The sequence below is a fragment of the Lysobacter sp. Soil_C_15 genome (assembly GCF_057657315.1).
In genome coordinates, this window is sequence record NZ_JBDGIR010000002.1 from 129,600 (window position 1) to 152,839 (window position 23,240).

The 23,240-nt window shown below is 71.3% G+C and carries 21 protein-coding genes; 17 read left to right on the top strand and 4 right to left on the bottom strand.

Features of this window, described 5'->3' with window-relative positions; all coding sequences use genetic code 11:
- Positions 1-63 precede the first annotated feature (63 nt).
- Positions 64-3,375, top strand: a complete 3,312-nt coding sequence (locus AC3A57_RS04620) for an autotransporter outer membrane beta-barrel domain-containing protein (RefSeq protein ID WP_487577822.1) — start codon at positions 64-66, stop codon at positions 3,373-3,375.
- Positions 3,376-3,679: 304 nt separating this feature from the next.
- Here the strand turns inward: AC3A57_RS04620 and AC3A57_RS04625 are convergent, their stop codons facing one another.
- Both AC3A57_RS04625 and AC3A57_RS04630 read right to left on the bottom strand, forming a co-directional pair.
- Positions 3,680-5,149, bottom strand: a complete 1,470-nt coding sequence (locus AC3A57_RS04625; protein WP_487577823.1) for a BON domain-containing protein — start codon at positions 5,147-5,149, stop codon at positions 3,680-3,682.
- Positions 5,142-6,008 carry an SDR family oxidoreductase gene (locus AC3A57_RS04630; RefSeq protein ID WP_487577824.1) on the bottom strand — a complete coding sequence of 289 codons (867 nt, stop codon included), beginning with the start codon at positions 6,006-6,008 and terminating at the stop codon, positions 5,142-5,144. The genes AC3A57_RS04625 and AC3A57_RS04630 overlap by 8 nt, the downstream gene beginning before the upstream one ends.
- A gap of 297 nt (positions 6,009-6,305) precedes the next feature.
- Between AC3A57_RS04630 and AC3A57_RS04635 the strand changes: the two genes are divergently transcribed.
- On the top strand, positions 6,306-6,641 hold the full coding sequence (locus AC3A57_RS04635) for a hypothetical protein (RefSeq protein ID WP_487577825.1): 336 nt from the start codon (positions 6,306-6,308) through the stop codon (positions 6,639-6,641).
- Entirely contained in the window at positions 6,638-7,237 is a 600-nt protein-coding gene (locus AC3A57_RS04640; protein ID WP_487577826.1) for an RES family NAD+ phosphorylase, read from the top strand. Before AC3A57_RS04635 ends, AC3A57_RS04640 begins: the two co-directional genes overlap by 4 nt.
- Before the next feature lie 31 nt (positions 7,238-7,268).
- Here the strand turns inward: AC3A57_RS04640 and AC3A57_RS04645 are convergent, their stop codons facing one another.
- Both AC3A57_RS04645 and AC3A57_RS04650 read right to left on the bottom strand, forming a co-directional pair.
- Complete coding sequence (locus tag AC3A57_RS04645) at positions 7,269-7,952, bottom strand: UdgX family uracil-DNA binding protein (RefSeq protein ID WP_487577827.1); 684 nt, start codon at positions 7,950-7,952, stop codon at positions 7,269-7,271.
- 13 nt (positions 7,953-7,965) lie between these two features.
- A complete protein-coding gene (locus tag AC3A57_RS04650; protein WP_487577828.1) occupies positions 7,966-8,346 on the bottom strand; it encodes a VOC family protein in 381 nt (126 codons plus the stop codon).
- Between the two features lie 491 nt (positions 8,347-8,837).
- On the opposite strand from AC3A57_RS04650, the gene AC3A57_RS04655 reads away from it, so the two are divergent.
- From AC3A57_RS04655 to AC3A57_RS04720, 14 genes are all read left to right on the top strand, one after another.
- Positions 8,838-9,116: a GlsB/YeaQ/YmgE family stress response membrane protein gene (locus AC3A57_RS04655; RefSeq protein WP_487577829.1), complete on the top strand. Its 279-nt coding sequence runs from the start codon at positions 8,838-8,840 to the stop codon at positions 9,114-9,116.
- A gap of 6 nt (positions 9,117-9,122) precedes the next feature.
- Positions 9,123-9,506 carry a sensory rhodopsin transducer gene (locus tag AC3A57_RS04660; RefSeq protein ID WP_487577830.1) on the top strand — a complete coding sequence of 128 codons (384 nt, stop codon included), beginning with the start codon at positions 9,123-9,125 and terminating at the stop codon, positions 9,504-9,506.
- A 3-nt stretch (positions 9,507-9,509) separates the two neighbouring features.
- The gene (locus AC3A57_RS04665) at positions 9,510-10,721 is read left to right on the top strand and encodes a D-arabinono-1,4-lactone oxidase (RefSeq protein WP_487577831.1); all 1,212 of its coding nucleotides are present in this window, start codon (positions 9,510-9,512) and stop codon (positions 10,719-10,721) included.
- Complete coding sequence (locus tag AC3A57_RS04670; protein ID WP_487577832.1) at positions 10,718-11,104, top strand: sensory rhodopsin transducer; 387 nt, start codon at positions 10,718-10,720, stop codon at positions 11,102-11,104. The genes AC3A57_RS04665 and AC3A57_RS04670 overlap by 4 nt, the downstream gene beginning before the upstream one ends.
- Positions 11,101-12,072, top strand: coding sequence for a TIGR03885 family FMN-dependent LLM class oxidoreductase (locus tag AC3A57_RS04675; protein ID WP_487577833.1), 972 nt, complete (start codon positions 11,101-11,103; stop codon positions 12,070-12,072). The genes AC3A57_RS04670 and AC3A57_RS04675 overlap by 4 nt, the downstream gene beginning before the upstream one ends.
- A 123-nt stretch (positions 12,073-12,195) precedes the next feature.
- Positions 12,196-12,963, top strand: coding sequence for a trehalose-phosphatase (otsB, locus tag AC3A57_RS04680; RefSeq protein WP_487577834.1), 768 nt, complete (start codon positions 12,196-12,198; stop codon positions 12,961-12,963).
- Positions 12,960-14,435: an alpha,alpha-trehalose-phosphate synthase (UDP-forming) gene (locus AC3A57_RS04685; protein ID WP_487577835.1), complete on the top strand. Its 1,476-nt coding sequence runs from the start codon at positions 12,960-12,962 to the stop codon at positions 14,433-14,435. Before otsB ends, AC3A57_RS04685 begins: the two co-directional genes overlap by 4 nt.
- Positions 14,432-16,774: an amylo-alpha-1,6-glucosidase gene (locus tag AC3A57_RS04690; protein WP_487577836.1), complete on the top strand. Its 2,343-nt coding sequence runs from the start codon at positions 14,432-14,434 to the stop codon at positions 16,772-16,774. The genes AC3A57_RS04685 and AC3A57_RS04690 overlap by 4 nt, the downstream gene beginning before the upstream one ends.
- Positions 16,775-16,819: 45 nt before the next feature.
- Entirely contained in the window at positions 16,820-17,878 is a 1,059-nt protein-coding gene (locus AC3A57_RS04695; RefSeq protein ID WP_487577837.1) for a glycosyltransferase family 4 protein, read from the top strand.
- A gap of 3 nt (positions 17,879-17,881) precedes the next feature.
- Positions 17,882-20,002: an amylo-alpha-1,6-glucosidase gene (locus AC3A57_RS04700; RefSeq protein WP_487577838.1), complete on the top strand. Its 2,121-nt coding sequence runs from the start codon at positions 17,882-17,884 to the stop codon at positions 20,000-20,002.
- A 236-nt stretch (positions 20,003-20,238) separates the two neighbouring features.
- The gene (locus AC3A57_RS04705) at positions 20,239-20,463 is read left to right on the top strand and encodes a hypothetical protein (RefSeq protein WP_487577839.1); all 225 of its coding nucleotides are present in this window, start codon (positions 20,239-20,241) and stop codon (positions 20,461-20,463) included.
- Between the two features lie 21 nt (positions 20,464-20,484).
- Entirely contained in the window at positions 20,485-20,664 is a 180-nt protein-coding gene (locus AC3A57_RS04710; protein ID WP_487577840.1) for a DUF3606 domain-containing protein, read from the top strand.
- A 3-nt stretch (positions 20,665-20,667) separates the two neighbouring features.
- Positions 20,668-22,386, top strand: a complete 1,719-nt coding sequence (locus AC3A57_RS04715; RefSeq protein WP_487577841.1) for an ABC1 kinase family protein — start codon at positions 20,668-20,670, stop codon at positions 22,384-22,386.
- A gap of 107 nt (positions 22,387-22,493) precedes the next feature.
- Positions 22,494-22,811: a hypothetical protein gene (locus AC3A57_RS04720; RefSeq protein WP_487577842.1), complete on the top strand. Its 318-nt coding sequence runs from the start codon at positions 22,494-22,496 to the stop codon at positions 22,809-22,811.
- Positions 22,812-23,240 lie beyond the last annotated feature (429 nt).

Sequence of the window (23,240 nt, forward strand, 5' to 3'; positions counted from 1 at the left end):
TATTGAAGCTGGCTGGCTCCTCCCGGCAACTCGGGAGGCTGGCCTGCTCGTTTCAGTCATGCCTTGGCGCGTTCCATCGGATGGACTGGCCACTCATGCAGCCACTTTGAACACCATCCGGGGGGAGTCGTGTCCTATACGTATTGCGCTGCGCGCGGCAGCGAAGATATTTCCAGCCTTCCGCTGCTATGGCAGCAATCGATCCTCGACAACGCGCGCGAACAGGCCGAGCGCGATCTGGCCCAGCGCCGCCGCAAGACGCTGTATTTTTCCGTCGTCACCGCCCTGGTGACCGGCGCGATCGCGCGCCCTGCCGTGGTCCAGGCGACCGACTACAAAGGTTCGATCACCGGCGTCGCCGACCATGATCGCGACGGCGGCAGCGGCGGTTACGACCCTGGTTACGACGTTACGAGCGACGGCAATGGCGCGCTGCACTATCGGCTCGCCGGAGGCGATCGCGTGGCGCTGGAAGGCGTCGACCGCGATGTACTGGCGATGTCCGTCGCCGGCGGACATCCGCCGGTCGCTCTGGATGTAGCCGGCGGCGGCTGGCTGAACTTGTCCGCCAATCGCCCACAAAGCACCCTTCGCGGGCTGGCGGTGGGCATCCTCAACGACGGCAATACGGTCACCGTCAACGGCAATACCCGGATCTCCGCGCATGCGCGCGACACCGATCACGGCGGCGGCCTCGGCAACGGCGCGTACGCGGTGATCGGGCGCGGCGGCAGCACCACGGTGTTCAACGGCGCCACCGACTTCCATGCCCGTACCCAGGGCTTCGCGCGCGCGGTCTGGGCCTCGGGGCGCAGCAACATCGTCTTCAACGGCCCGACCACCATCCTGGCCGAAAGCCGGGGCACGCTCGATGCGGTCTACAACTCCGACGGGAGCAGCATCACCTTCAACGGCAAGACCAGCATCGCGGCGCGGTCGATCTGGCCCAGCGACAACGCCCACGCCATCTACAACGACAACGTCAACACCCGCCTGGTGGTCAACGGCGATTTGTCGCTGACCACGGTCGCCCAGGGCTCGACCGCGTTCGGCGTGCGCAACCAGGGCTACATGGAGGTCGCCGGCGACGCCACCGTCGACGTCGAGGGCACGCGCTCCACCCACGGCATCGCCAACACCCATCGCTCCGCGCGGATGGTCTGGCACGGCGACGTCGACGTGCGCGTGCGCAGCGCCACGGGCTACGTGCCGTTCGGCAATCCCTCCGGCCTCAGCAACGACCGCTCGCCCGGTGCGGCGATGACTTACCACGGCGCGGTCAAGGTCGACATCGCCTCGAGGGCGGAAACCTACGGCCTGGTCAGCACCGGCAGGATCGACTTCACCTCGCCCACCGCGCCGGTGTCGTTCGTCGTCGCCTCCGATTGCGACGGCTGCGACGTTTATGGGATCCGCAACTTCGGCACCGTGAACGTCGCCGGCGGCCTGACCGTGTCGACGTCCGCGACCGGCGCTGGGGCGGCGTATTCGATCTGGAGCGTGCCGCTCGACATCCAGGACGCTAGCGTCACCGTCAACCGCGCCGGCGGGCAGAAGGTGCAGCTCGACGGCGACATCCTGACCGGATCCGATACGGCCAACGGCCGGGTCGGCTCGGCCGATATCAGGTTCGACACCGCCGACTCGTGGTTGCGCGGCGGTGTCGTCGGCCGCCAGGGTGCCGGCGGATACAGCGTCGGCCGGACCGGACTGACGTTCGCTGGCGGCGCGGCGTGGATCCCCGAGGGTCCCGGCGCGTTGAGCAACGATTTCGGCGCAGGCTCGCTGAGTATCGGCCGCGACAGCGCGATCGACATGGCCGGACACTGGGGCCGTTTCCAACCCGGCGCGGTGCCGGCGCATGCTTATCGCCGGCTGCTGATCGACAGCAGCCATGCCGGCACCGGCGCCAGCGTCGTCCTGGCGGACGGCGCCCGGTTCATGCTGCTCAGCGACATCACCGGCAAGTCCGGCGCCGCCAGCGCCGACCGGATCGTGTTCGGCAGCGGCATCAAGAACTTCTCCGCCAGCGGCGCGCAGGCCGTGGGCATCGTCTACGACCCGGTGCTGGACGACACGTCCTGGGTCGACGCGGCGGCCATTCGCGACGGCAGGTCGATCGCAGCAGCTGCGCCGATCGTCGTCGTCGACGCCAGCGCCGCCGCGGGCGGGACGGCCGCGTTCTCGGCAGCGGCCGGCCTGGATGGCCGATGGAGCGGAACCTACGAAAACGACCTGGTGCAGTTCGCCTACAAGCCGCAGGTGACGCTGAGCGCCGACGGCAAGAAGATCGTGTTGACCGGCCTGCAGATCGTGGGAACGGGAGGCGGTTCCAGCGCCAATCCCGGCGGCGATCCCGGCGGCGGTACAGGCGGCAGCCCCGGCGGAGGCGCCGGGGGCGGCGCGGGCGGCGGCGCGGGCAACGGCGGTGGGACCGGAACCGGCACCGGGATCCTGCCGTCGCAGACGGTGCTGACTGCAGCCGATGCCGCCGACAGCCTGGTCGATCTGTGGAGGCTGGGCGCGCAAGATCCGCTGCAGCGCGTGCGCAGCCGCCTGCGCGACACCGACGCGGGCCACGGCTTGGTTTGGGCCAAGGCCGATGCCGGCGAAATCACCGCGAAGAGCGGGTATTCGCGGCGCTATCGACAAAGCTACAGCAGCCTGGCCATCGGCGCAGACCGCGATGTCGCGGCAGGCGCCGTCGGCTTGCGCGCGGAACAGATCCGCTCGAGCGCCGACTACGCGCAAGGCCGGGGCGAACTGAGCGGAACCACGCTGGGGATTTACGGCCGCTGGAGTGCCGACAACGGAACCTACCTGCTCTGGGGCGCGAGCGCGTCGTCGCTGAAGAACCGATACGCCGCACGCGATGCTGAAGGCCGCCACATCGCCGGAAGCTATCGGACCCGCGCCGGCCAGCTGTATGCCGAGGGCGGCCACACCTTCGAGCTTGCCCAGTCCTACTACCTCGAACCCCAACTCGCCCTATCGCTGAGCGCCATCCGCGATAGCCGGCACACCACCCGCAACGGAGTGCGCATCCGCCAGAACGAACTCGACACATCCTTCGCTCGGGCCGGCCTCGCCGTCGGCAGAACCTGGCGCGGTGCGCGGGTGGCGGGTCATGTCTATGCGCGGGCGTCGGCGTTGCATGCGCTTGGCGACGAGCTGGAGATCGTCGCGTCCAAGGATGGCGGCCGCATCGCTCCCGATACCTCCGACCGGAAAGGCATGAGCGGCGAATTCGCGCTGGGCGGCGAGGTCGGTTTCGACAACAAGCGCACCACGCTGTTCCTGGAAGCCTCCGCCGATGCCGGCGCCGACACCGAGCGCGATTGGGCCGTCCAGGCGGGGTTTCGGCATAACTGGTAATGCTCGGCCGACGTTCGCCGAACGATGCCGCGATTCCGCTGAGGCCGATGCTGTACCCATTGCGGCGCCCCGCCCCGCTCCGGGTGTTCGGCGCGCAATGGTGGTTGCGCGCTCGCGGCTTGCGCCGCTCCTGCCCACTGAAGGCCGCGAATCGCGGGGCGCGCATAGCGATCGGGCCCGAGCCGACGCTCGCAGACTGACGCGCAATCGCGCCTGAGAATCCGAGCTTCGACCACGAGACTGAAGTTTTCCGCTGCTCGCAGAGGCCGCGACGGAATCATTCCGCCGCGGCCTGGTTGCCGGCTCAGTGGGTCTGCGACCCGCCGCCCTGATTGCCCGGGGTCCCGCTCCCGGTCGTACCAGTGCTGGTGCCGGTGCTGCTGCTCGGCGGCGGCGCCGACGTGCCCGGCAAGGTGCCGGTGCGCGGCTGGCCGGCGCTGGCCGTGCGCTGGGCACCCTGCCCTTGCGTCTGGCTGCTTTGCCCCTGGCCGTCCTGCTGGCCGCTGCCGGTTTCGCTCTGCCGGCCGCCATAGCCGGAGCCCGAGCGGTCGCCGCCACGGACGCGGATGCGGTTGTCGACGTCCTTGACCCCGCTGCAGGCGTCGGCGATGTCTTCGGCGCGGTGTTTCATCCAGCGCTGGTCGACTTCGCCTTCGAGCACGATGCGGCCGCCTTCGCAGCGCACGTCGATGTCGCTGGCGTCGAGCAGTTCGTCTTCGGTCAGGCGTTCGTTGAGGTCTTCGGTGATGCGCTCGTCGGAGCGGGTGTAGCGGCTGGGGCCGCGGCCGCGTTGGCTGGCCAGGCCTTGTTCGCGGTAGGCGTCGGGGTTGGCGTCGAAGCCGGAGCCGTAGGCCGAGGCCGAGAACCCGCTGCGGTCGGCGTAGCCGGACGAGCGGCCGTAACCCTGGCCGTAGCCGCGGCCGCCGCGGTCGCCGTAGGAACGGTCTTCGCCGCCGCGGCTTTGCTGCGGACGGTGCTCGCTGTAGTCGTACAGGCCTTCGCGGCCGCCGCGGCCGGCGCTTTCGCCGCCGTAGCTGGGCCCGAAGCGCGAGTAGCCGCCGCTGCTGCCGCCGAAGCGCGAGCCGCGCGAGGTGCCGGGGGCGTCGCCGCGGTCGTCTTCCCAGCCCACGGTCTGGCTGCGTTCGTCGAAGCCGCTGGCGCGCCAGCCGCTGTCGTCATAGTCGCGTTCGACGTCGGGGCCGTGGGCGCCGTACAGGCTGCGCTCGCCCGGATGCGAGCGGCCGGAACGGGCCTGGTCCTGGCCGCGGTCGTCGCGCCAGCCGCGACCGTAGTCCTGGCCGTAATTTTGGCCGTAATTTTGGCCGTAGGTCTGACGGCCGTAGTCTTCGCGGCTGTAGTTCTGCCGGCCGCGATCGGGCATGTAGCCGCCGCCGCGCTCATGGCCGTAGCGGTCGGCGCCGCGAGTGCTCAACTCGTCCCAGTCGCGCCCGGACGAGCCGGTGCTCGGGCCGACGGCGTAGTCGTCGCCGTCTTCGTAGTCGCCGCGCGAGGCGGACTGGCGCGAGCGGTGGCCCATGTCCGGCCCCTGGTGCTGCGCCTCGCGCCCGTACGGATCGCGGCCGCGTTCGCCGCGATTGCGCTCGCCTTGGTGTCTCATGTCGTCGCTCCTGTCGGTGAAGTTGTCGGTCATTTCGTTGAACCACTCGCGGCCCTTTTCCAGGGCCCGCGTGCCCAGCCGCAACGCCTCTTCGGCCACGGCTTTGAGTTCGCCGGTTCCCACCGGTTCGCTGGTCTCGCGCTGCTGCTTACGCACTGATGTGTCCTCCGCCGTTGATGTGGATGGTCTGGCCGGTGATGTAGGACGCTTCTTCGCAGGCCAGGAACACGTAGGCCGGGGCGATTTCGGACGGCTGGCCGGGACGCTTGAGCAGGGTGTTGGCGCCGAACTTGGCCATTTCCTCCTCGTCGAAGCTGGCCGGGATCAGCGGCGTCCACACCGGGCCCGGCGCGACCGCATTGACCCGAATCCCACGCTCGGCCACGGCCTGCGCGAGCGAGAAGGTCAGCGCGTGGATCGCGCCCTTGGTGGCCGCATAGTCGATCAACTGCTCGTGGCCGCGCACGCCGGTGACCGAACCGGTGTTGAGGATGCTGGCGCCGCGCGGCATGTGCGGCAGCGCCGCGGTGGCCATGAAGAAATAGGCGAAGATGTTGGTGCGGAAGGTCTTCTCGATCTGCGCCGGGGTCAGTTGCTCGGGTTCTTCGACCTTGTGCTGCTCGGCGGCGTTGTTGACCAGCACGTCGACGCGGCCGTAGGCCTCGACGGTGCGGCGGACGATCTCGCGGCAGTGCTCCGGATCGCCGACGTCGCCGGCGATGCGCAGGCATTGCCGGCCCTCCTTGCGCACCAGCCGCTCGGTTTCCTTGGCGTCGTCCTCTTCGCTCAGATAGGCGATGGCCAGGTCGGCGCCTTCGCGGGCGAAATGCACCGCGACTGCGCGGCCGATGCCGCTGTCGCCGCCGGTCACGATCGCCACTTTGTCTTGCAGCCGTTGCGAGCCGCGGTAGCCGTCGCGGATGGTTTCCGGCTGCGGAATCATCGGTTTCTGCTGGCCCGGCTGCTCGTCTTGCGACTGCGGCGGCTGCGGCTGGGTTGTGCTGGCTTCGTTCATGCTCGCTCCAGGGGATGGATTACTCGGAGATCAGATCCCCGACGCATCGGCGCGCGTGGTCGCCGCAACGCGGGAAACACTGGCAGTAGCCGCAAGTCGCGTGCCAAGTCCGCGAGCGCGCCAGCGCGACGCGACGGGCGACGATGAACGGCCGGCGCGCAGGAACTGCTGCGCGGCCCGGCAGAATCTGCGCGGCGCGCGCCGGCGCGGCGCCGCCGGCACTGCATCGCCGCGCCGCGCGACGGCGCTGGCACGGAGCTTGCTGCGCCCTTCGGTGACACCGAATGGAACCGCGCGATGAAACTTCAGGTGAGCAAATCGTTAGCGCTGGCGCCCGGACTGGGCTTGTGCCTGCTATTGGCGGCGGGCGCCTGCGACCGGCGCCGCAGCCAACCGCCACAGGAGTCCGAGACCACAGACAGCGCGATCGCGCAACCGGCGGCACGCGCGACCGAAGCCGGGCGCGAAGCCACCGCAACAGGCAGCGCCTGCACCGGCCTGTCCGGGCCGGCGCTGGAAGACTGCCTGGCCCCCGCGCGCGACCCGACGCGGGCAGCGCCCGCGGTAAGTGCGCCGCCCGAGCCGGGGCCGGCCGAATCGGTTCCATCCCCCGACCGAGCACCCGAACCATGAGCCAGCCCAAGCCCAATCCGTCCGCAGGCACACCGGAACCGCGTCCCGCCTCGCGCGACAAGCAACTCGCCGACAGCTTTCCGGCCAGCGATCCGCCGTCGACCAGCGCGCCGCAGGCGACCGAACCGGCGCGCAAGCCGCCGCACCTGCTGCTGTACCGGGTAGTCGCCGCCGACCAAGCCGAGCGTGCGTTCGACGACGCCTCCGAATTCCAAGGCGGCCGCTGGACCTCGCCCGGACGGCGCGCGATCTACGCCTCGCTGTCGCCGGCCGGCGCGGTGTTGGAGTTCGTCGCCCACCTGGACGGCGAGGCCCCGCGCGAACTGCGCATGGCGGTGGCCAGCGTGCCGGCCGACTGCGTGCATCCTTGCGGCGCGGTGCCCGAGGATTGGGCGCAACGCCCTTATCGCGAACACGTGCGCCGGGTCGGCGATTGCTGGTTGGACGCCGCGCCTTCGTTCGGCCTGTTCGTGCCCAGCGCGCTGTCGCCGCGCGAGCGCAACGTGCTGCTCAACCTCGGCCACGAGGACCGCGACAAGCTCGATGTGTTGTCGGCCGACGTGGTCGCGCTCGACGAGCGCCTGTGCCGGCGCTGACGCCGCCCTGAGTAGCGGCGAACGCGGGCGCTCACGGCTCCAGTTCGCGCAAGGCCTCGGCCAGCCGGCCGAGGTCTTCGACCAGTTCGGCATAGCGCCGCTGCCGCCCCGGCCCCGGGGTGCGCAACACCGAGGACGGATGCCAGGTCGCCAACGCCCGGCAATGCGGTTCCAGTTCGATCCACTGTCCGCGCTCGCGGCTGAGGCGGAAACCGCTGCCGAACAGGGTCTGCGCCGCCATCGCGCCCAGCGCCAAGGCCAGCTGCGGACGCAGGCGCAGCCATTCGGCCGCGAGCCAGATCCGGCAGGCTTCCTGCTCGCGCGCGCTGGCGCGCTTGTGCAGGCGATCGGGCCCGCGCTGCTGGTACTTGAAGTGCTTGACCGCGTTGGTCAGGTACAACTGCGAGCGTTCCAGGCCGGCTTCGGCCAGCGCTTTGTCGAGCAAGCGCCCGGCCGGGCCGACGAAGGGCTGGCCGCTGAGGTCCTCGCGGTCGCCCGGCTGTTCGCCGATCAGCATCGCCCGCGCGTCGGAGGAACCGCGGCCGAACACGGTCTGGGTCGCGCCGCGCCACAGCGGGCAGCGGCGGCACTCGGCGGCCGCGCTGCGCAGGCGACGCAACGAGCCCTTGGGGATTTCGCCGACCGGTTTGGCGAACGGCACCGCCGCGGACAAGTGCGCGCGCCGCTTGGGCCTGCCGTCGTCGGCCGCGTTCATCGCCGCCTCGGGCTCAACGCCAGACGTTGCTGTGCGCGGGGAAATCGGCGCGTTGCGGCGGCAGCACGCAGAACCGCTGGCCGGTCGGCGCCGCCATCACCCACCACTGCTTGACCTGGGCGATGCGCGCCGCGCCGAGCCGCTCCAGCCGCACCACCTCGGCCTCGACGTCGTCGGTCTCGATGTCCAGGTGCACGCGGCTGGCGTGTTCGACCGCCTGGACCAGGATGCAAGGCTGGTTTTCGTGGGTCAGCAGCTGCCGGTACATCGCATCGCTGCTGCTGTGCAGGCGATGGATGCGGCAACCCAGGGCCTGGGCCCAGAACTGCGCCGCCCAGTCGGGGTCGGTGGTCTCGCAATCGATCACCACCTGTGCGAAACGGCTTCTGTGCACGCGGATCGTCCTCGTCGCGTCCCGCGCGATTCCGGCCGCGCGAGCCGTCAGGATGGAGGCCGCCGTCCGTCGCGGCCGTTGGGAGAACCTGCGTCCTGGATCGCAGGGCGTACGCCGGCGCTGCCCGTGTTCTCGCCCTTTCCGCGTTGGCAGGGACAATGGTCGTCGCCGGGCGAAGCCAATGCCGAACGCGCTGTCGAACGCACTCACAGTCAAGCAAACCGCATGCCAGCGCAGCGCCGGCCCGCGCACCCGCAGCGCGGCTTGCGCCGGCGCACGGCCAAAGCGTGCCGGGTTGCGCAAATTTTTCTTCGACCGCGGGCAGAAGCCGCGCTGTGCGCCCTGCCTTCGCATACGCGCCCGTAACGGCGCCGCGGCCACTGTGGATCCGCAGGCCGCGAGCGCGCCCGCCGCGACACCGCCGATCGCGGCGCGGCGGCCGATTCGGCCTTCCGGCGGCCGCCTTCGCCGGTATCGACAGGAGACGCGTCATGATCGGCATCCTGATTTGGCTCGTGATCGGTGCGCTTATCGGTTGCATCGCCCACCTCACCCAGCGCGGCGGGATGCGCCATGGGTTGGGCCTGAATCTCGCGTTCGGGGTGACCGGCGCGGTGCTCGGCGGCTGCGCCGGGCGCTTGCTCGGCCTGGAAGCCAGCGCCCTGGGCGCGGGCCGGATCGAACCGGCCGCGCTGGTCCTGTGCCTGGTCGGCGCGATCGTGGCGCTGGGTTTCTTCAACCTGTTCCAGCGCCCGGACCGGGCGCGCTGAGCCGTCATGAACGACGCCGCCACCGCGCCGGGCCGACTGCGTTGGGCGATCGCCGAGGGCTATATCCCCGGCCGCAGCCACGGCCCCGCGCAGGAACTGGAAAGCCATGAGGCTTGTTGCGTGCTCAACGCCGGCGACGAGCCGGCCCAGGTCCGCATCACCCTGTATTTCGAGGATCGCGAGCCGGTCGGGCCGTACCGCTTCACGATCCCGGCGCGGCGCACCCGGCATCTGCGCTACAACGATTTCGACGATCCCGAACCTGTGCCGCGCGATACGCCTTACGCCAGCGTGATCGAGTCCGACCGCCCGGTCGTGGTCCAGCACACCCGCCTGGATTCGCGCCAGGCGGAGAACGCCTTGATGACCACCATCGCCTATCCGGGTTGAACGATGGCGGCGTCGGCGCTTGCGGCTAGCAACTGGTCCGGCAGCGTCGCCCTGCGGCCGGCGCGGACCTGGCCGGCGCACGACGAAGACGCCATCGCCGCGGCGATCCGCGGCGAACGCGAACGCGGCGGCAGCCTGCGCGCGATCGGCGCCGCGCACTCGTCCAACGAGCAGCTCGGCAGCGCGCACGGCCTGCTGCGGATGCGCGATTACAGCGGCCTGATCGCGGTCGACCGCGAACGCGGCCAGGCCACGGTGCGCGCCGGCACGCCGCTGGCCGAACTGGGCCCGGCCCTGTTCGAGCACGACCTGGCCCTGCCGAACTACGGCGACATCGCCCTGCAGACCCTGGGCGGGGCGATCGCCACCGGCACCCACGGCAGCGGCGAAACCCTGCACAACCTGTCCCAGTTGATGATCGCCGCCGAGCTGATCGACGGCCGCGGCGAGCGCCGCCGGGTCGGCGGCGATGGCGAAGACGCCCTGCCGCTGGCCGCGGCCCAGGTCGCGCTGGGCAGCCTGGGCGTGCTGACCGCGATCACCATCCGCTGCCCGCCGAGTTTCCAGGTCGAGCGGCGCGAGTTCGTCCTGCCCGCCGAGGCCGCGCTGGATTGCTTCGACGAGTTGGCGGCCTGCAACCGCAGCCTGGACTTCTATTGGTACCCGCGCCGCGACGAGATCAAGCTGCGGGCGATCAACCCGCCAGGCGGCGGTACCCGGGTTCTGCCGGGCGCGCGCCTGCTGGAAGCGCGCAGCGGCGACGGCCATGAACTGATCCCGGTGCACAGCGGCCTGCCGTACCGGTTCGAGGAAAGCGAATTCGCGCTGCCGCGCGAGCGCGGCCTGGACGCGTTCCGGACGGTGCGCCGGCGCATCCTGCAACGCTGGCGGGCAACGGTCGGCTGGCGGGTGCTGTACCGCACCGTCGCCGCCGACCCGGCCTGGCTCAGTCCGGCGCACGCGCGCGCCAGCGCCACGATTTCGTTGCACCAGAACGCCTCGCTGCCGTGGCGCGAGTTCTTCGCCGACCTGGAGCCGGTGTTCGCCGAGCACCAGGGCCGCCCGCACTGGGCCAAGAAGCACGGCTATCGCGCGCAACGACTGGCGCCGCTGTATCCGTATTGGCAGGACTTCCTGCGCCTGCGCCAGCGCTGCGACCCCGACGGCGTGTTCCTGAACCCCTATCTGCGCGGCCTGTTCGGAGCGAGGCAATGAGCGCGCTCGGCCGCTGCCGCTGGAGCATCGCCGCCGGCCATGCGCCTGCGCGCGGCTGCGGCGCCGAGCCGGAATTCACCAGCGCCGACCGGCTCAGCCTGCTCAACACCGGCGACGCCCAGGCGCACGTGCGGGTGCAGGTGCTGTACCCCGACCGCGACGGCGCCGGCCCCTACCGCATCACCCTCGCCCCGCGCCGGCTGCGCCGGCTGCGGATCAACGACCTGATCTTTCCCGAAGCGGTGCGCCTGGACGTCGGCTACGGCCTGCTGGTGCGCAGCGACGTGCCGGTGCTGGTGCAGTTCGGCCGCCAGGACACGCGCCAGGCGGCGCTGGCCGCATGCGCGGCGACCGCCTGGCCCGACCCGGAACGAATGCGATGACCACCGAAACGACGATCGGCTACCACGCCTCGCACGAACAGTTCGCGCCGAACCGCCTGCTGGACTGGACCCAACGCGCGCAAGCGGCCGGGTTCGACGCGGCGATGTGTTCGGATCATTTCCACCCCTGGAGCGAAGCCCAAGGCCAGAGCGGCCACTCCTGGAGCTGGCTGGGCGCGGCGATGGCGCGCTGCGCGCTGCCGTTCGGCCTGGTCACCGCGCCGGTCGGGCGCCAGCATCCGGCCCTGGTGGCGCAGGCCGCAGCGACCCTGATCGACATGCACGGCCCGCGCCTGTGGCTGGCGCTGGGCAGCGGCGAAGCGCTCAACGAATGCATCACCGGCGCGCCTTGGCCGGACAAGGCGCAGCGCAACGCGCGCTTGCTGGAAGCGGTGTCGATCCTGCGCGCGCTGTGGCGCGGCGAAACCGTCGACCGCGACGGGCCGGTCGCGGTGCGCCAGGCGCGCTTGTACACCCGGCCGGAACGCGCGCCGGCGCTGTACGCCGCCGCGTTGAGCGCGGACACCGCGCGCTGGGCCGGGTCCTGGGCCGACGGCCTGATCACCGTCTCGATGCCGCACCAACGCCTGCGCCCGCTGATCGATGCGTTCCGCGAGGCAGGCGGCGAAGGCAAGCCGGTGCTGCTGCAAGTCAAGCTGTCGTACGCCGGCAGCGAGCAAGCGGCCCTGGCCGGCGCGCACGAGCAATGGCGCACCAATGTATTCCCCGGCGAGATTTCCGAAGAACTGCGCACTCCGCAGCAGTTCGAAGCCATCGCGCGGACGGTGCGGCCGCAGGACATGGCGCGCACGGTGCGGGTCTCGGCCGACCCGCAAAGGCATCTGGACTGGCTGCGCGCCGATCTGGAGCTTGGCGTGCAGGCGCTGTACCTGCACAACGTCAATCGCGAGCAGGAGGCGTTCATCGACGTCTTCGGCGAATGCGTGCTGGCGCAATTGCGCGACTGAGCGCGCCAGCCGCGCAGCTTGTGCGCGAAACGGAAAGAATTTCCCTGATTCCCGGACAAAAACCGGGTTTTTCGCCCTGCTGCATGAACCGGACGCTTACATTCGCGCCTCTAGGATGAAGCCATGAAGGCCGAATCCATCGATTACCGATACCGCCCGGGCCCGCCGCCGCTGCAATCGGACTGGGCCCTGTTCCTCGACGTCGACGGCTGCCTGCTCGAACACGCCGCGACCCCGGCCCAGGCGCGGGCGCCGGCCGCGCTCGGGCGGCGCCTGTGCTCGATCGCCCAGCAGTTGGACGGCGCCTTGGCCCTGGTCAGCGGCCGCTCGATCGCCGCTTTGGACCGGTTGTTTCCCGATTGCGGCGCGGTCTGCATCGCCGGCCTGCACGGGCTGGAACGGCGCATCGGCGCCGCGCGCGCCGATGCGCCGGCGCCGCCGCCGGCATTGGCGCGGCTGGGCCGCGAAGCGCAGGCAATGGCCGAGCGCTACCCCGGCGCCTGCATCGAACTGCACGGCCCCTGCCTGAACCTGCATTGGCGCTCGGCGCCGCAGGCGGCGCCGGCGTTGGCGGCGTTCGCCGACGCGGCGCTGCCGCGCCTGCCCGGTTACGCCGCCCACCACGGCGCGCACGGCATCGAGATCCGGCCCGCCGCCGCCGACAAGGGCGCGGCGATCCGCAGGTTGCTCGACGAACCGCCGTTCCGCGGCCGGCGGCCGGTGTTCGCCGGCGACGACGTGGCCGACGAACGCGGCTTCGCCGTGGTCAATGCGCTGCGCGGCATCAGCGTGCTGGTCGGCGAGCGCGACGACAGCGCCGCGCGCCATGCCCTGCCCGATCCGGGCGCGGTGCGGCGTTGGCTGGGCGTGCCGGTGGAGGCTCGCGCATGAGCCGCACCGTGATCGTCTCCAACCGCGTCGCCCTGCCCGGCCCGCAGCGGCCGGGCGGGCTGGCGATCGCCTTGCGCGCGGCCCTGCACGAAGGCCGCGGCCTGTGGTTCGGCTGGAGCGGACACGCCGACGCCGACGTGTCCGGCGGCCTGCGCCGTTGCCGCGACGGCGGCATCGAGTACTGCACCGTCGACCTGAGCCGGGCCGACCTGGACGCCTACTACCGCGATTTCGCCAACCGGGTGCTGTGGCCCTTGCTGCATTCGCGCATCGACCTGGTCGACTACGGCCGCGAATGCAGCGCCGGCTACCGCCGGGTGAATGCCCTGTTCGCCCGCCTGCTGGCGCGCGAACTGCGCGGCGACGATCTGGTCTGGGTGCACGACTACCATCTGCTGCCGTTGGCGCGCGAACTGCGCCGGCTCGGGGTCGGCAACCGGATCGGCTTCTTCCTGCACGTGCCGTTCCCCTCGGCCGACCTGATCGCGACTCTGCCCGAGCACGCGCGGGTGTTCGGCGATCTGGCGGCCTACGACCTGCTCGGCTTCCAGACCGAACAGGACCTGCGCCACGCCCGCGACTATCTGCGCGACCACGCCGGTGTGCGCAGCCAGGGCGACGGCGCCTGGCGCGACCGCGACGGCCGCCGCATCGACGCCGGCGCGTTTCCGATCGGCATCGACACCGCCGCGGTCGCCGCCCAGGCCGCGGCGGCGGCAAGCCGGCCGGAAGTGGATCGCCTGCGCGCCAGCCTGGCCGGGCGCCGGTTGGCGATCGGGGTCGACCGGCTGGATTATTCCAAGGGCCTGCCCGAACGCCTGCGCGGCTTCGAACGCCATCTGCTGCGCCACCCCGAACAGCGCGGCCGCCTGACCCTGCTGCAGATCGCCCCGCCGTCGCGCAACGAGGTGCCGGAGTACTGCGCGCTGCGGCGCGAACTGGAGACCCTGGCCGGCCACATCAACGGCGTGCATGCGCAGCCGGACTGGACCCCGGTGCGCTACGTCAACCAGGACTTCGGCCACGAGGTGCTGACCGGTTTCTACCGCCAGGCCGGGATCGGCCTGGTCACGCCGCTGCGCGACGGCATGAACCTGGTCGCCAAGGAGTACGTGGCGAGCCAGGCGCCGGACTCGCCCGGGGTGCTGGTGCTGTCGCGCTTCGCCGGCGCCGCGCGCGAGCTGACCGAGGCGTTGCAGGTCAACCCGCACGACCCGGACGAAATCGCCGACGCGATCGCCGCAGCGGCGCAGATGCCGCTGGCCGAACGGCGCGAACGCTGGCGGGCGATGATGCGCACCCTGCACGACAACGACGTCGAGGCCTGGCGGCGCCGCTTCCTCGCCCGGCTCGAGTCCCCCCCGGCCCGCGCCGGCGGCGCGCCGGCGCCGGTGCGCGCGCTGGCGCCGGCGGCCGCAGGCCGGTTGCGCGCCGGCGCGGCGTTGGCCGCGCCGTTGGCGGGGTACGAATGAGCAGGCCCGACGCCGCCGCGGCGCAGGACCGCGAACGCGGTCCGCAGCAGGGATTGAACCTGATCCGACTGCGCCCGCGCGCCGATCAGGTCGTGCTCGGCTACGGCGATACCGTGCTGGCCTGCGAACCCGACGGCTCGATCGAGCCGGGCGAAGAGCGCGGCCTGTTCGTGCACGAGACCCGCGTAATCAGCCGTTATCAGTGCCGCGCGCGCGGCCGCAAGCCGCAGTTGCTGGCGCAGTCGCAACTGCATCCGCAGCGCTGGCTCGGCTACTACCTGCTGCCGGCCGCCGCACAGGACCTGCGCGAGGCCTGCCAGCATGCGGTCGAGCTGCGCTGGTCGCGGCTGCTCGGCAGCGGCCTGCACGAGGATCTGGACATCGCCAACTACAGCGGCGCGCCGGTGGCGTTGCGGCTGAGCCTGCACTGGCAGGCCGACTTCGCCGACCTGGCCGAGACCCGCGAGGGTCGCCGCCAGCGCGGGCGGCTGGACTGCGACTGGCAAGGCGGGGAGGACGGCGGCCGCTGGCGTTGCCGCTATCGCCTCGCACGCCGCTACCGTCATCAAGGCCATCAGGGCCGGGCGGCGATCGACCGCGAGGCGGTGGCCACGGTGCGCGATGCCGACAGCGCGCCGCGCCTTCGCGGCGAGCGGATCTGTTTCGAGATCCGGCTGGCGCCGGGCCAGCGCTGGCATGCCTGCGTCGACTGGCAGTTCCGGATCGAGCGGCGCCTGCTGGCGCCGCCCGCCTGTCCCTGCCGCCCGGCCGACGTCGCCTGCCTGGACAGCGAGCACGCTGCGACCCGCGACTACCTGCGCGAAGCGACCGCGGTGATCGTGCCCGGGCAGGACGATCTCGGCCACGCAGTCGCCGCGACCCTGGAACGCGCGCGCCACGACCTGGCCTCGCTGCGGCTGCGCCGGCTCGACCGCGGCCGCCGGCAATGGACGGTAGCCGCCGGGGTGCCCGCGTTCGCCGCGTTCTTCGGCCGCGACGCCGCGCTCGCCGCCTGGCAATCGGCCTTGCTCGGCCCGGAACTGTTGCGCGGCACCCTCGCCGAGCTGGAGCACAGCCAGGGCCGCGACAGCGACGATTGGCGCGACGAACAGCCCGGACGGATGCTGCACGAGGCGCGCACCGGTCCGCTGGCCTGCCTGCGCTACAACCCGCTGGGACGTTACTACGGCGCGCTCAACAGCTCGACCCTGTTTCCGATCGCCTTGCTGCAGCTGTGGAGCTGGAGCGGCGATCGCGAACGGGTCGGCGCCCTGTTGGCGCCGGCGCAGGCGGCGCTGGCCTGGCTGGACCGCGAGGCGCGCGAGGGCCACGACGGTTTCTACGCCTACACGACGCGCTCGCAGCAGGGACTGGAGAACCAATCGTGGAAGGATTCCGACGACGCCCTGGTCGATGCCGACGGCGGCGCGGTGCAGGCGCCCGCCGCGACCTGCGAAGAGCAGGCCCAGGCCTACCAGGCCAAGCTGGCGCTGGCGACCTTGCTGGCCGAATTCGGCCGCGAAGACGAGGCCCGCGATCTGTACGCGCAAGCGCAACGACTGCGCCAGCGCTTCGACCGCGCGTTCTGGAGCGAGCGCCACGGCTATTACGCCCTGGCCGTGGACGCGCGCGGCCGCGCGATCCACAGCGCCGCCTCCAACCCCATGCACTGCCTGGCCAGCGGCATCGCCGGCCTTGAGCAGGCAAAGGCCTGCATGCGACGCCTGATGGACAAGGACATGTTCAGCGGCTGGGGCATCCGCACCCTGTCGGCCGATCATCCGGCCTACAACCCGTACGCCTATCACCGCGGCACGGTGTGGCCGGCCGAGCACGGGCCGCTGGCGATCGGGGCGATGCGCTACGGCTTGCGCGAAGCCGCCTGGCGCCTGTGCCGAGCGCAGTTCGAGACGGCGGCGCTGTTCGACCACCACCGCCTGCCGGAGTGCTTCGGCGGCCAGCAGCGCAGCGCCGAGCAGCCGTTCCCCAGCCTCTACCCCTATGCCAACTGGCCGCAGGCCTGGTCGAGCACCACCGCGCTGTCGCTGATCCAGGCCCTGCTCGGCCTGCAGCCGATCGCCCATCGCGGCGTGCTGCGGCTGGATCCGCAGTTACCCGCCTGGCTGCCGGCGTTGGAGTTGCGCGGCCTGCGGGTCGGCGCCGCGCGCGTCGACCTGCGCTTCGAGCGCGGCGACGACGGCGCCACCCGCCACAGCGTACTCGCCCTCGACGGCGACCTGCTGGTGCTGGCCCAGCCCTCGCCCTGGCCGGGCTTCGACTTCGACGATTTCCTGCGCGAGCGACGCCACGACGGCGGCGCCCGCGCCCGCGACGCCTGAGCGCGCGCCGCCTTGCTTCCGACTACCGCCATCGCAGGACCGAGCATGAAAATCGCCCAGATCTCCCCACTCTACGAATCCGTGCCGCCGCGCCTGTACGGCGGCACCGAACGCGTGGTCGCCCACCTCAGCGACGCGCTGGTCGAGGCCGGCCACGAGGTGACCCTGTTCGCCAGCGCCGATGCGCGCACCCGCGCCCGCCTGGTGGCGGTACGCGACCAGGCGATCCGGCTCGACCCGGCGCCGCGCAAGTCCAACGTCGCCGCGCACCTGAGCATGCTGCACGAAGTGCGCCGGCGCGCCGCCGATTTCGACCTGGTACATTTCCACGTCGACCTGCTGCACTTCCCGATGTTCGAGGACCTGGCCGAGCGCACCCTGACCACCCTGCACGGCCGCCTCGACATCAAGGACCTGGCGGAGTGCTACCGGCGCTGGTCGCGCTATCCGCTGGTGTCGATTTCCAATCATCAGCGCCGCCCGCTCGCCTCGGCGCGCTGGTTGGGCACGGTCTACCACGGCCTGCCCAACGAGCTGTACCCGCCGGTGCTGGAGCCGCGCGGCGGCTACCTGGCGTTCCTGGGCCGGGTCTCGCCGGAAAAACGCCTGGACCGGGCGATCGCGATCGCGCGCCGCGCCGGCCTGCCGTTGAAGATCGCGGCCAAGGTCGACAAGGCCGACCTGGACTACTACCACGACACCATCGAGCCTTTGCTGGACGGCCCGGGGGTCGAATTCCTCGGCGAAATCAACGACGCCGACAAGGCCGGCTTCCTCGGCCAGGCCGCTGCGCTGCTGTTCCCGATCGATTGGCCCGAGCCGTTCGGCCTGGTCATGATCGAGGCCATGGCCTGCGCCACCCCGGTGATCGGCTGGCGTTGCGGCTCGGTGCCGGAAGTGCTCGACGACGGCATCACCGGGCGCATCGTCGACAGCGAGGACGAGGCGGTGGCCGCGGTCGCCGAGGTAATGGAGTACGACCGCGGCCGGATCCGCGCGGTGTTCGAGCGGCGCTTCTCGGCCACGGCCATGGCCCAGGACTATCTGGACCTGTACCGACGCCTGGCCGGCAGCGGCGGCCAGGACCTGCGCATGAGGGCCTGAGCCGTGGATTCCAGCGTCAACGCCGCGCTGTACACCAGTCACGTGCTCAAGGACGGCGACAGCTTCCTGATCGCCAACGGCTACGGCGACATCGCCAACGGCAGCGACGGCCTGTTCCACAACGACACCCGCCTGCTGTCGGCCTACCGGATGAGCCTGGGCGCGCACGGCCAACCGGCCCTGCTCAGCGCCGCGGTCTCGCGCGACAACGTGTTCTTCGTCGCCCACCTGACCAACCGCGCCCTGCAGCCGCTCGGCGAGACCGGCACGCCGCAGGGGCTGGTCCACATCGCACGCACCCGCTTCCTGTTCCAGGAGCGCATGTACGAGCGGATCGCCTTCACCAACTACGATTCGCGCGCCGCCGCGGTGCCGCTTCGGTTCGTGCTCGCGGCCGACTTCCGCGACATGTTCGAGGTGCGCGGCAGCGTACGTCCGGCGCGCGGCGAGCTGCTGGCGTCGAAGGACGAAGCCTGCCAGCGCATGTTCCGCTACCGCGGCCTGGACGGCGAATTGCGCAGCGCCTGCATCGCCTTTTCGCTGGCCCCCGAGCGCAGCGACGACGGCGATGTCGAACTGCAGCTGGCGATCTCGCCCGGCGCGACCAGCGAACTCTACGTCGAGGCCGGCATCGGCCCCGCGCCGGCGCCGCCCTCGCGCGACCGCTTCCGCCAGGCCGCGACCCAGGCCCGCCTGCGCATGCGCCACCGCCAACGCCGCGGCGCGCGGATCAGCAGCAACGGCCCCCTGTTCGACGACTGGATGCGGCGCTCGCGCTCGGACCTGGCGCTGTTGACCAGCGAACTGGCCAGCGGCCCTTATCCCTATGCCGGCATTCCCTGGTTCTCGACGCCGTTCGGCCGCGACGCGGTGATCACCGCCTTGCAGACCCTGTGGCTGGACCCGGGGCTGGCGCGCGGCGTGCTGCGTTTCCTGGCCGACCACCAGGCGCAGGAGGAATCGGCGTTCCTGGATTCGGCGCCGGGCAAGATCATGCACGAGACCCGCAAGGGCGAGATGGCGCGGCTGCGCGAATTGCCGTTCGGCCTGTACTACGGCGGGGTCGACACCACCCCGCTGTTCGTGATGCTGGCCGGCGCCTATGCGCGCCGCAGCGGCGATTTCGCCTTCGTCGAGGACCTGTGGCCGGCGCTGCGCGCGGCCACGGCCTGGATCGAGCGGGTCTGCGACGCCAATCCCTTCGGCCTGCTCGACTACGCCCGCGGCGAGGCCAGCGGCCTGTCCAACCAAGGATGGAAGGACAGCGCCGACTCGGTGTTCCATGCCGACGGCCAATTCCCGCCCGGCCCGATCGCCCTGGTCGAAGTGCAGGGCTATGCCTATGCCGCGTTCCGCGCCATGGCCGAACTGGCGACCCGGCGCGGCGACCCCGCCGCGGCGGCCTGGAGCGCGCGCGCCGAACGCCTGCGCGAAACCGTGCAGGAGCGCTACTGGATGGCCGAACGCGGCTATTACGGGATCGCCATCGACGGCGAAGGCCGCCTGTGCGAGGTGCGGGCGAGCAATCCGGGCCATCTGCTCTACGTCGGCCTGGCCGACGAAACGCGCGCGCACGCGGTGGCCGAGCAGTTGATGTCGCCGGCGTTCTACACCGGCTGGGGCCTGCGCACCCTGGCCAAGGGCGAGCCGCGCTACAACCCGATGTCCTACCACAACGGCTCGGTCTGGCCGCACGACAGCGCGCTGTGCGCGGCCGGAGTCGCCCGCTACCACGGCCGCGACGTCGCCGCGCGCCTGCTGCGCAGCGCGTTCGAAACCGCGGTGCATTTCGACTTGCGCCTGCCCGAGCTGTTCTGCGGCTTCGCCCGCCGCGCCGGTGCGCCGCCGATTCCCTATCCGGTCGCCTGCCTGCCGCAGGCCTGGGCCGCGGGCTCGCCGTTCATGCTGCTGCAGGCCTGCCTCGGGGTCGAGATCGACGGCGAACACGGCGTGGTCCACGTCGACCGGCCGCGGCTGCCGCCGGGCATCGACGATGTGCGGGTGCGCGGCCTGGTCGTCGGCCAGGATCGGATCGACCTGGTGTTCAGGCAGTTCGGCGATCGGGTCGGGGTGTTCAGCGAAAGCCGGCATGCGCAGGCAGTGCCGGTCAATCTGCGCAATTGAACCCGCGCGCATGAACGGCGGCCATCCGCAACCGTTGCAGCAGTCGCTTCACCCCGCGCAAGTCCTGCAGCGTGCGGCCGTGTCCGGCCTGCGGCCGTTCTGCGCGGCCGCGGCGACGCAGCCAGGGCGGTTTCGCGCCTTCGCCCCGTCGCGCGCGGCGCCTGCGGCGCTGGCACGCGCCTTGCTTCGGTTTCCGGTGTCAGGACCGCCGATCGTCCGCCGCCTCGGAGGCGCCCATGAACGATGCGCTCGAACTCGCCCTGGACCGGCTCGACCGGATCGTCGCCGGCTGGATCGAATCGCCGCCCGACTCGCAGACCCTGGAGCGCGAATTCGCCCGCGCCATCGAGGCCGTGCTGGCCCATGCCGGACGCGACGAATACGACTACGTCGGCGCGCGCATCCGCTTCACCCTCGACAGCCGCCTGGGACCGCCGGTTCCGCGGCCGACCCTCCATTGACACCCATCAGGAGATATCTCCATGAGCGACGACCCGAACCAACGCGGCGCCCAGGATCGCAGCCGCATCAGCCTGGAACAGGAACACGAACTTCGCTACTGGAGCCAACGCTTCGGCGTCGACGAACAGCGCCTGCGCGAAGCGGTAGCCGCGGTCGGCAACTCGGCCGAGGCGGTCGAACGCCACTTGCGCGGCGGCTGAGCCATGGCCGCGGCCCTGCTCGACCGGCTCGACCGCGGCGACAACCCGGCCCTGCGCACGGCGCGGGTGCTGGCTTTCGTCGCCAAGTACCGCCACATCGGCGCGTTCTCCGAGTTCGACGTCGCCGCCGGGCGCGGCCTGCCCGAGCACGCGCAGGCGCAGAGCGCCGGCGAACGCCGCGACGGCGAGGCCTTCGTCCACGACCTGGAATCGCTGGGACCGGCCTTCATCAAGCTCGGCCAGGCCTTGTCGACCCGCCCCGACCTGCTGCCCGAGGACCTGCATCGCGCGCTGGAACGGATGCAGGATCGGGTCACCGAGCAGATCCCGTTCGAGCAGGTGCGCGAACTGGTCGAAGAGCGTTTGCGGGTGCGCTTGACCAAAGCCTTCATGCGCTTCGATCCGGAACCGATCGGGCGCGCCTCGCTGGCCCAGGTCCACCGCGCGACCCTGCGCGACGGCCGCGAGGTCGCGGTCAAGCTGCAACGGCCGGGGATCGAGGCGGTGATCGGCACCGACCTGGACATCCTCGCCCGCCTGGCCTACACCGCCGACCGGGTCACCGCGACCGGGCGGCGCATGCATTTCGCCGACTGGCTCGACGAGTTCCGGCGCGGGCTGTACACCGAGCTGGACTACTGCGCCGAGGCGCGCAACCTGGAGCGCTTCGCCGCGCATCTGGCGCGCTATCCGGAACTGTACGTGCCGCAACCGGTGTGGAGCCTGTGCGGGCCGCGCATCATCACCATGGACCTGGTGCGCGGGCGCAAGGTGGTCGACCTGTCCGGCTTGCTGCGCACCGAGCACGAATTCGCCCCGCTCGCCGTGGCGTTGCTGCGCGGCTACCTGGACCAGGTGTTCCTGCATGGCGAGATCCATGCCGATCCGCACCCGGGCAACGTGCTGCTGTCCGACGACGGGCGCCTGGCGGTGCTCGACCTGGGCATGATCGTGCACGTGCCGCCGCAGCGCCGCGACCGGTTGCTGAAGCTGATGCTGGCCGCGGTCGACGGCCGCGGCGAAGATGCCGCCGCCGAGACCATCGCCATCGGCACGCGCCTGGAAGCCTTCGACGAAGTGCGCTACCGGCGCGAGATCGGCCACCTGATCGGCCGTTATGCGGCGCAGCAGTCCAGCGCCGAACTCGCCGAGGGCACTTTGTTCATCGAAGTCGTGCGGGTCGCGGTGGCCTGCGGCCTGCGCCCGCCGCCGGAGCTGGGCCTGCTCGGCCGCACCCTGCTCAATCTGCAGGCGGTGGCGCATGCGCTGGCGCCGGACCTGGACATCCAGGATGTGGTGCGGCCGCATCTGGAGTACGTGATGCTGGGCCGCCTGCGCCGCTCGCTGTCGGCGCCGGGACTGGCGACCGAGGCGCTGGAACTGCAGGGGCTGGTGCGCGACGCGCCGCGCAAGCTGTCGGCGCTGTTGTCGGTACTGGCCGAGAACCGGCTGCAGGTGTCGGTGGCCGGGCTGGAGGAGTCGCGGCTGATGGAAAGCCTGCAGAAGATCGCCAACCGGATCAGCACCGGCGCGATCGCCGCCGCGCTGATCATCGCCTCGTCGGTGATGATGCGCATCGACACGCCGCACCGCATTCTGGGCTATCCGGCGCTGGCGCTGGTGCTGTTCCTGTTCGCCTGCCTGCTCGGCATCGCGCTGGTGGCCAGCGCCCTGCTCAGCGACCGCAAGGCGCCTTCGCGCAAGAACAACACTCCGCCATGAAGCATGGCCGCCATGAACCCGCCGCCTCGAAACCGGTGCGTCTATCGCGTCTCGAACCGGCTGCGCGACCGGATCTCGTCCTTCTCACTTAGTCACCGGAGCCGAACGTGTCCCAGATCGATCTCCAATCCGCACTCGAAACCGCGCTGCGCGAGGCACTGGAGTTGCAGCACAAATGCCTGGGCCTGTACGAGCAGATCGAAGGCCTGAAGGGCGAAAGCCTGGCCTATCAGCTGATGGCCGAGTCCTTGTTGGAAACCGCCGCCGACGGCGCCGCCACACGTTCGGTCGCGACCTTGCAGGTGCTGGAGGAAAGCCATCTGCTGACCGGCGGCCCGCTGTACCGGCGCGGCTTCGCCCGCGTTCGCGCTTCGTTCCAGACCCGCCTGCCCGGGCCGGCTGCGGCGCAGCGTACCGGCGCCTGAGCGCCCGGGATCGGCTGGCGACGGCTTTGGATCTCGCTCGGTGGCGCGTGGCTTCGGGTCGAACGCTGGCGTGCACCGCTGCGGTTGGTCGCGGCTTACGCCGCTCCTACAGGGTGCGCTGCGATCCGGACGATCTAACCGCCGCAACCGCTGGCGTCAGCCGCGACCGCTTTTGTAGGAGCGGCGTGAGCCGCGACAGCCGCAGCGACGGACGCAAGCGATGCGGCCGAAGCCCGGCAAGACGGTCGCATATTGCAGTCGCGTACCGAGCGGCTTGGCGTTGCGCGTCTTCGGCTTCAGCGCTTGCGTGCACCGCTGCGGTGGGTCGCGGCTTGCGCCGCTCCTACAGGGGGCGCTGCGATCCGGACGATCTAACCGCCGCAACCGCTGGCGTCAGCCGCGACCGCTTTTGTAGGAGCGGCGTGAGCC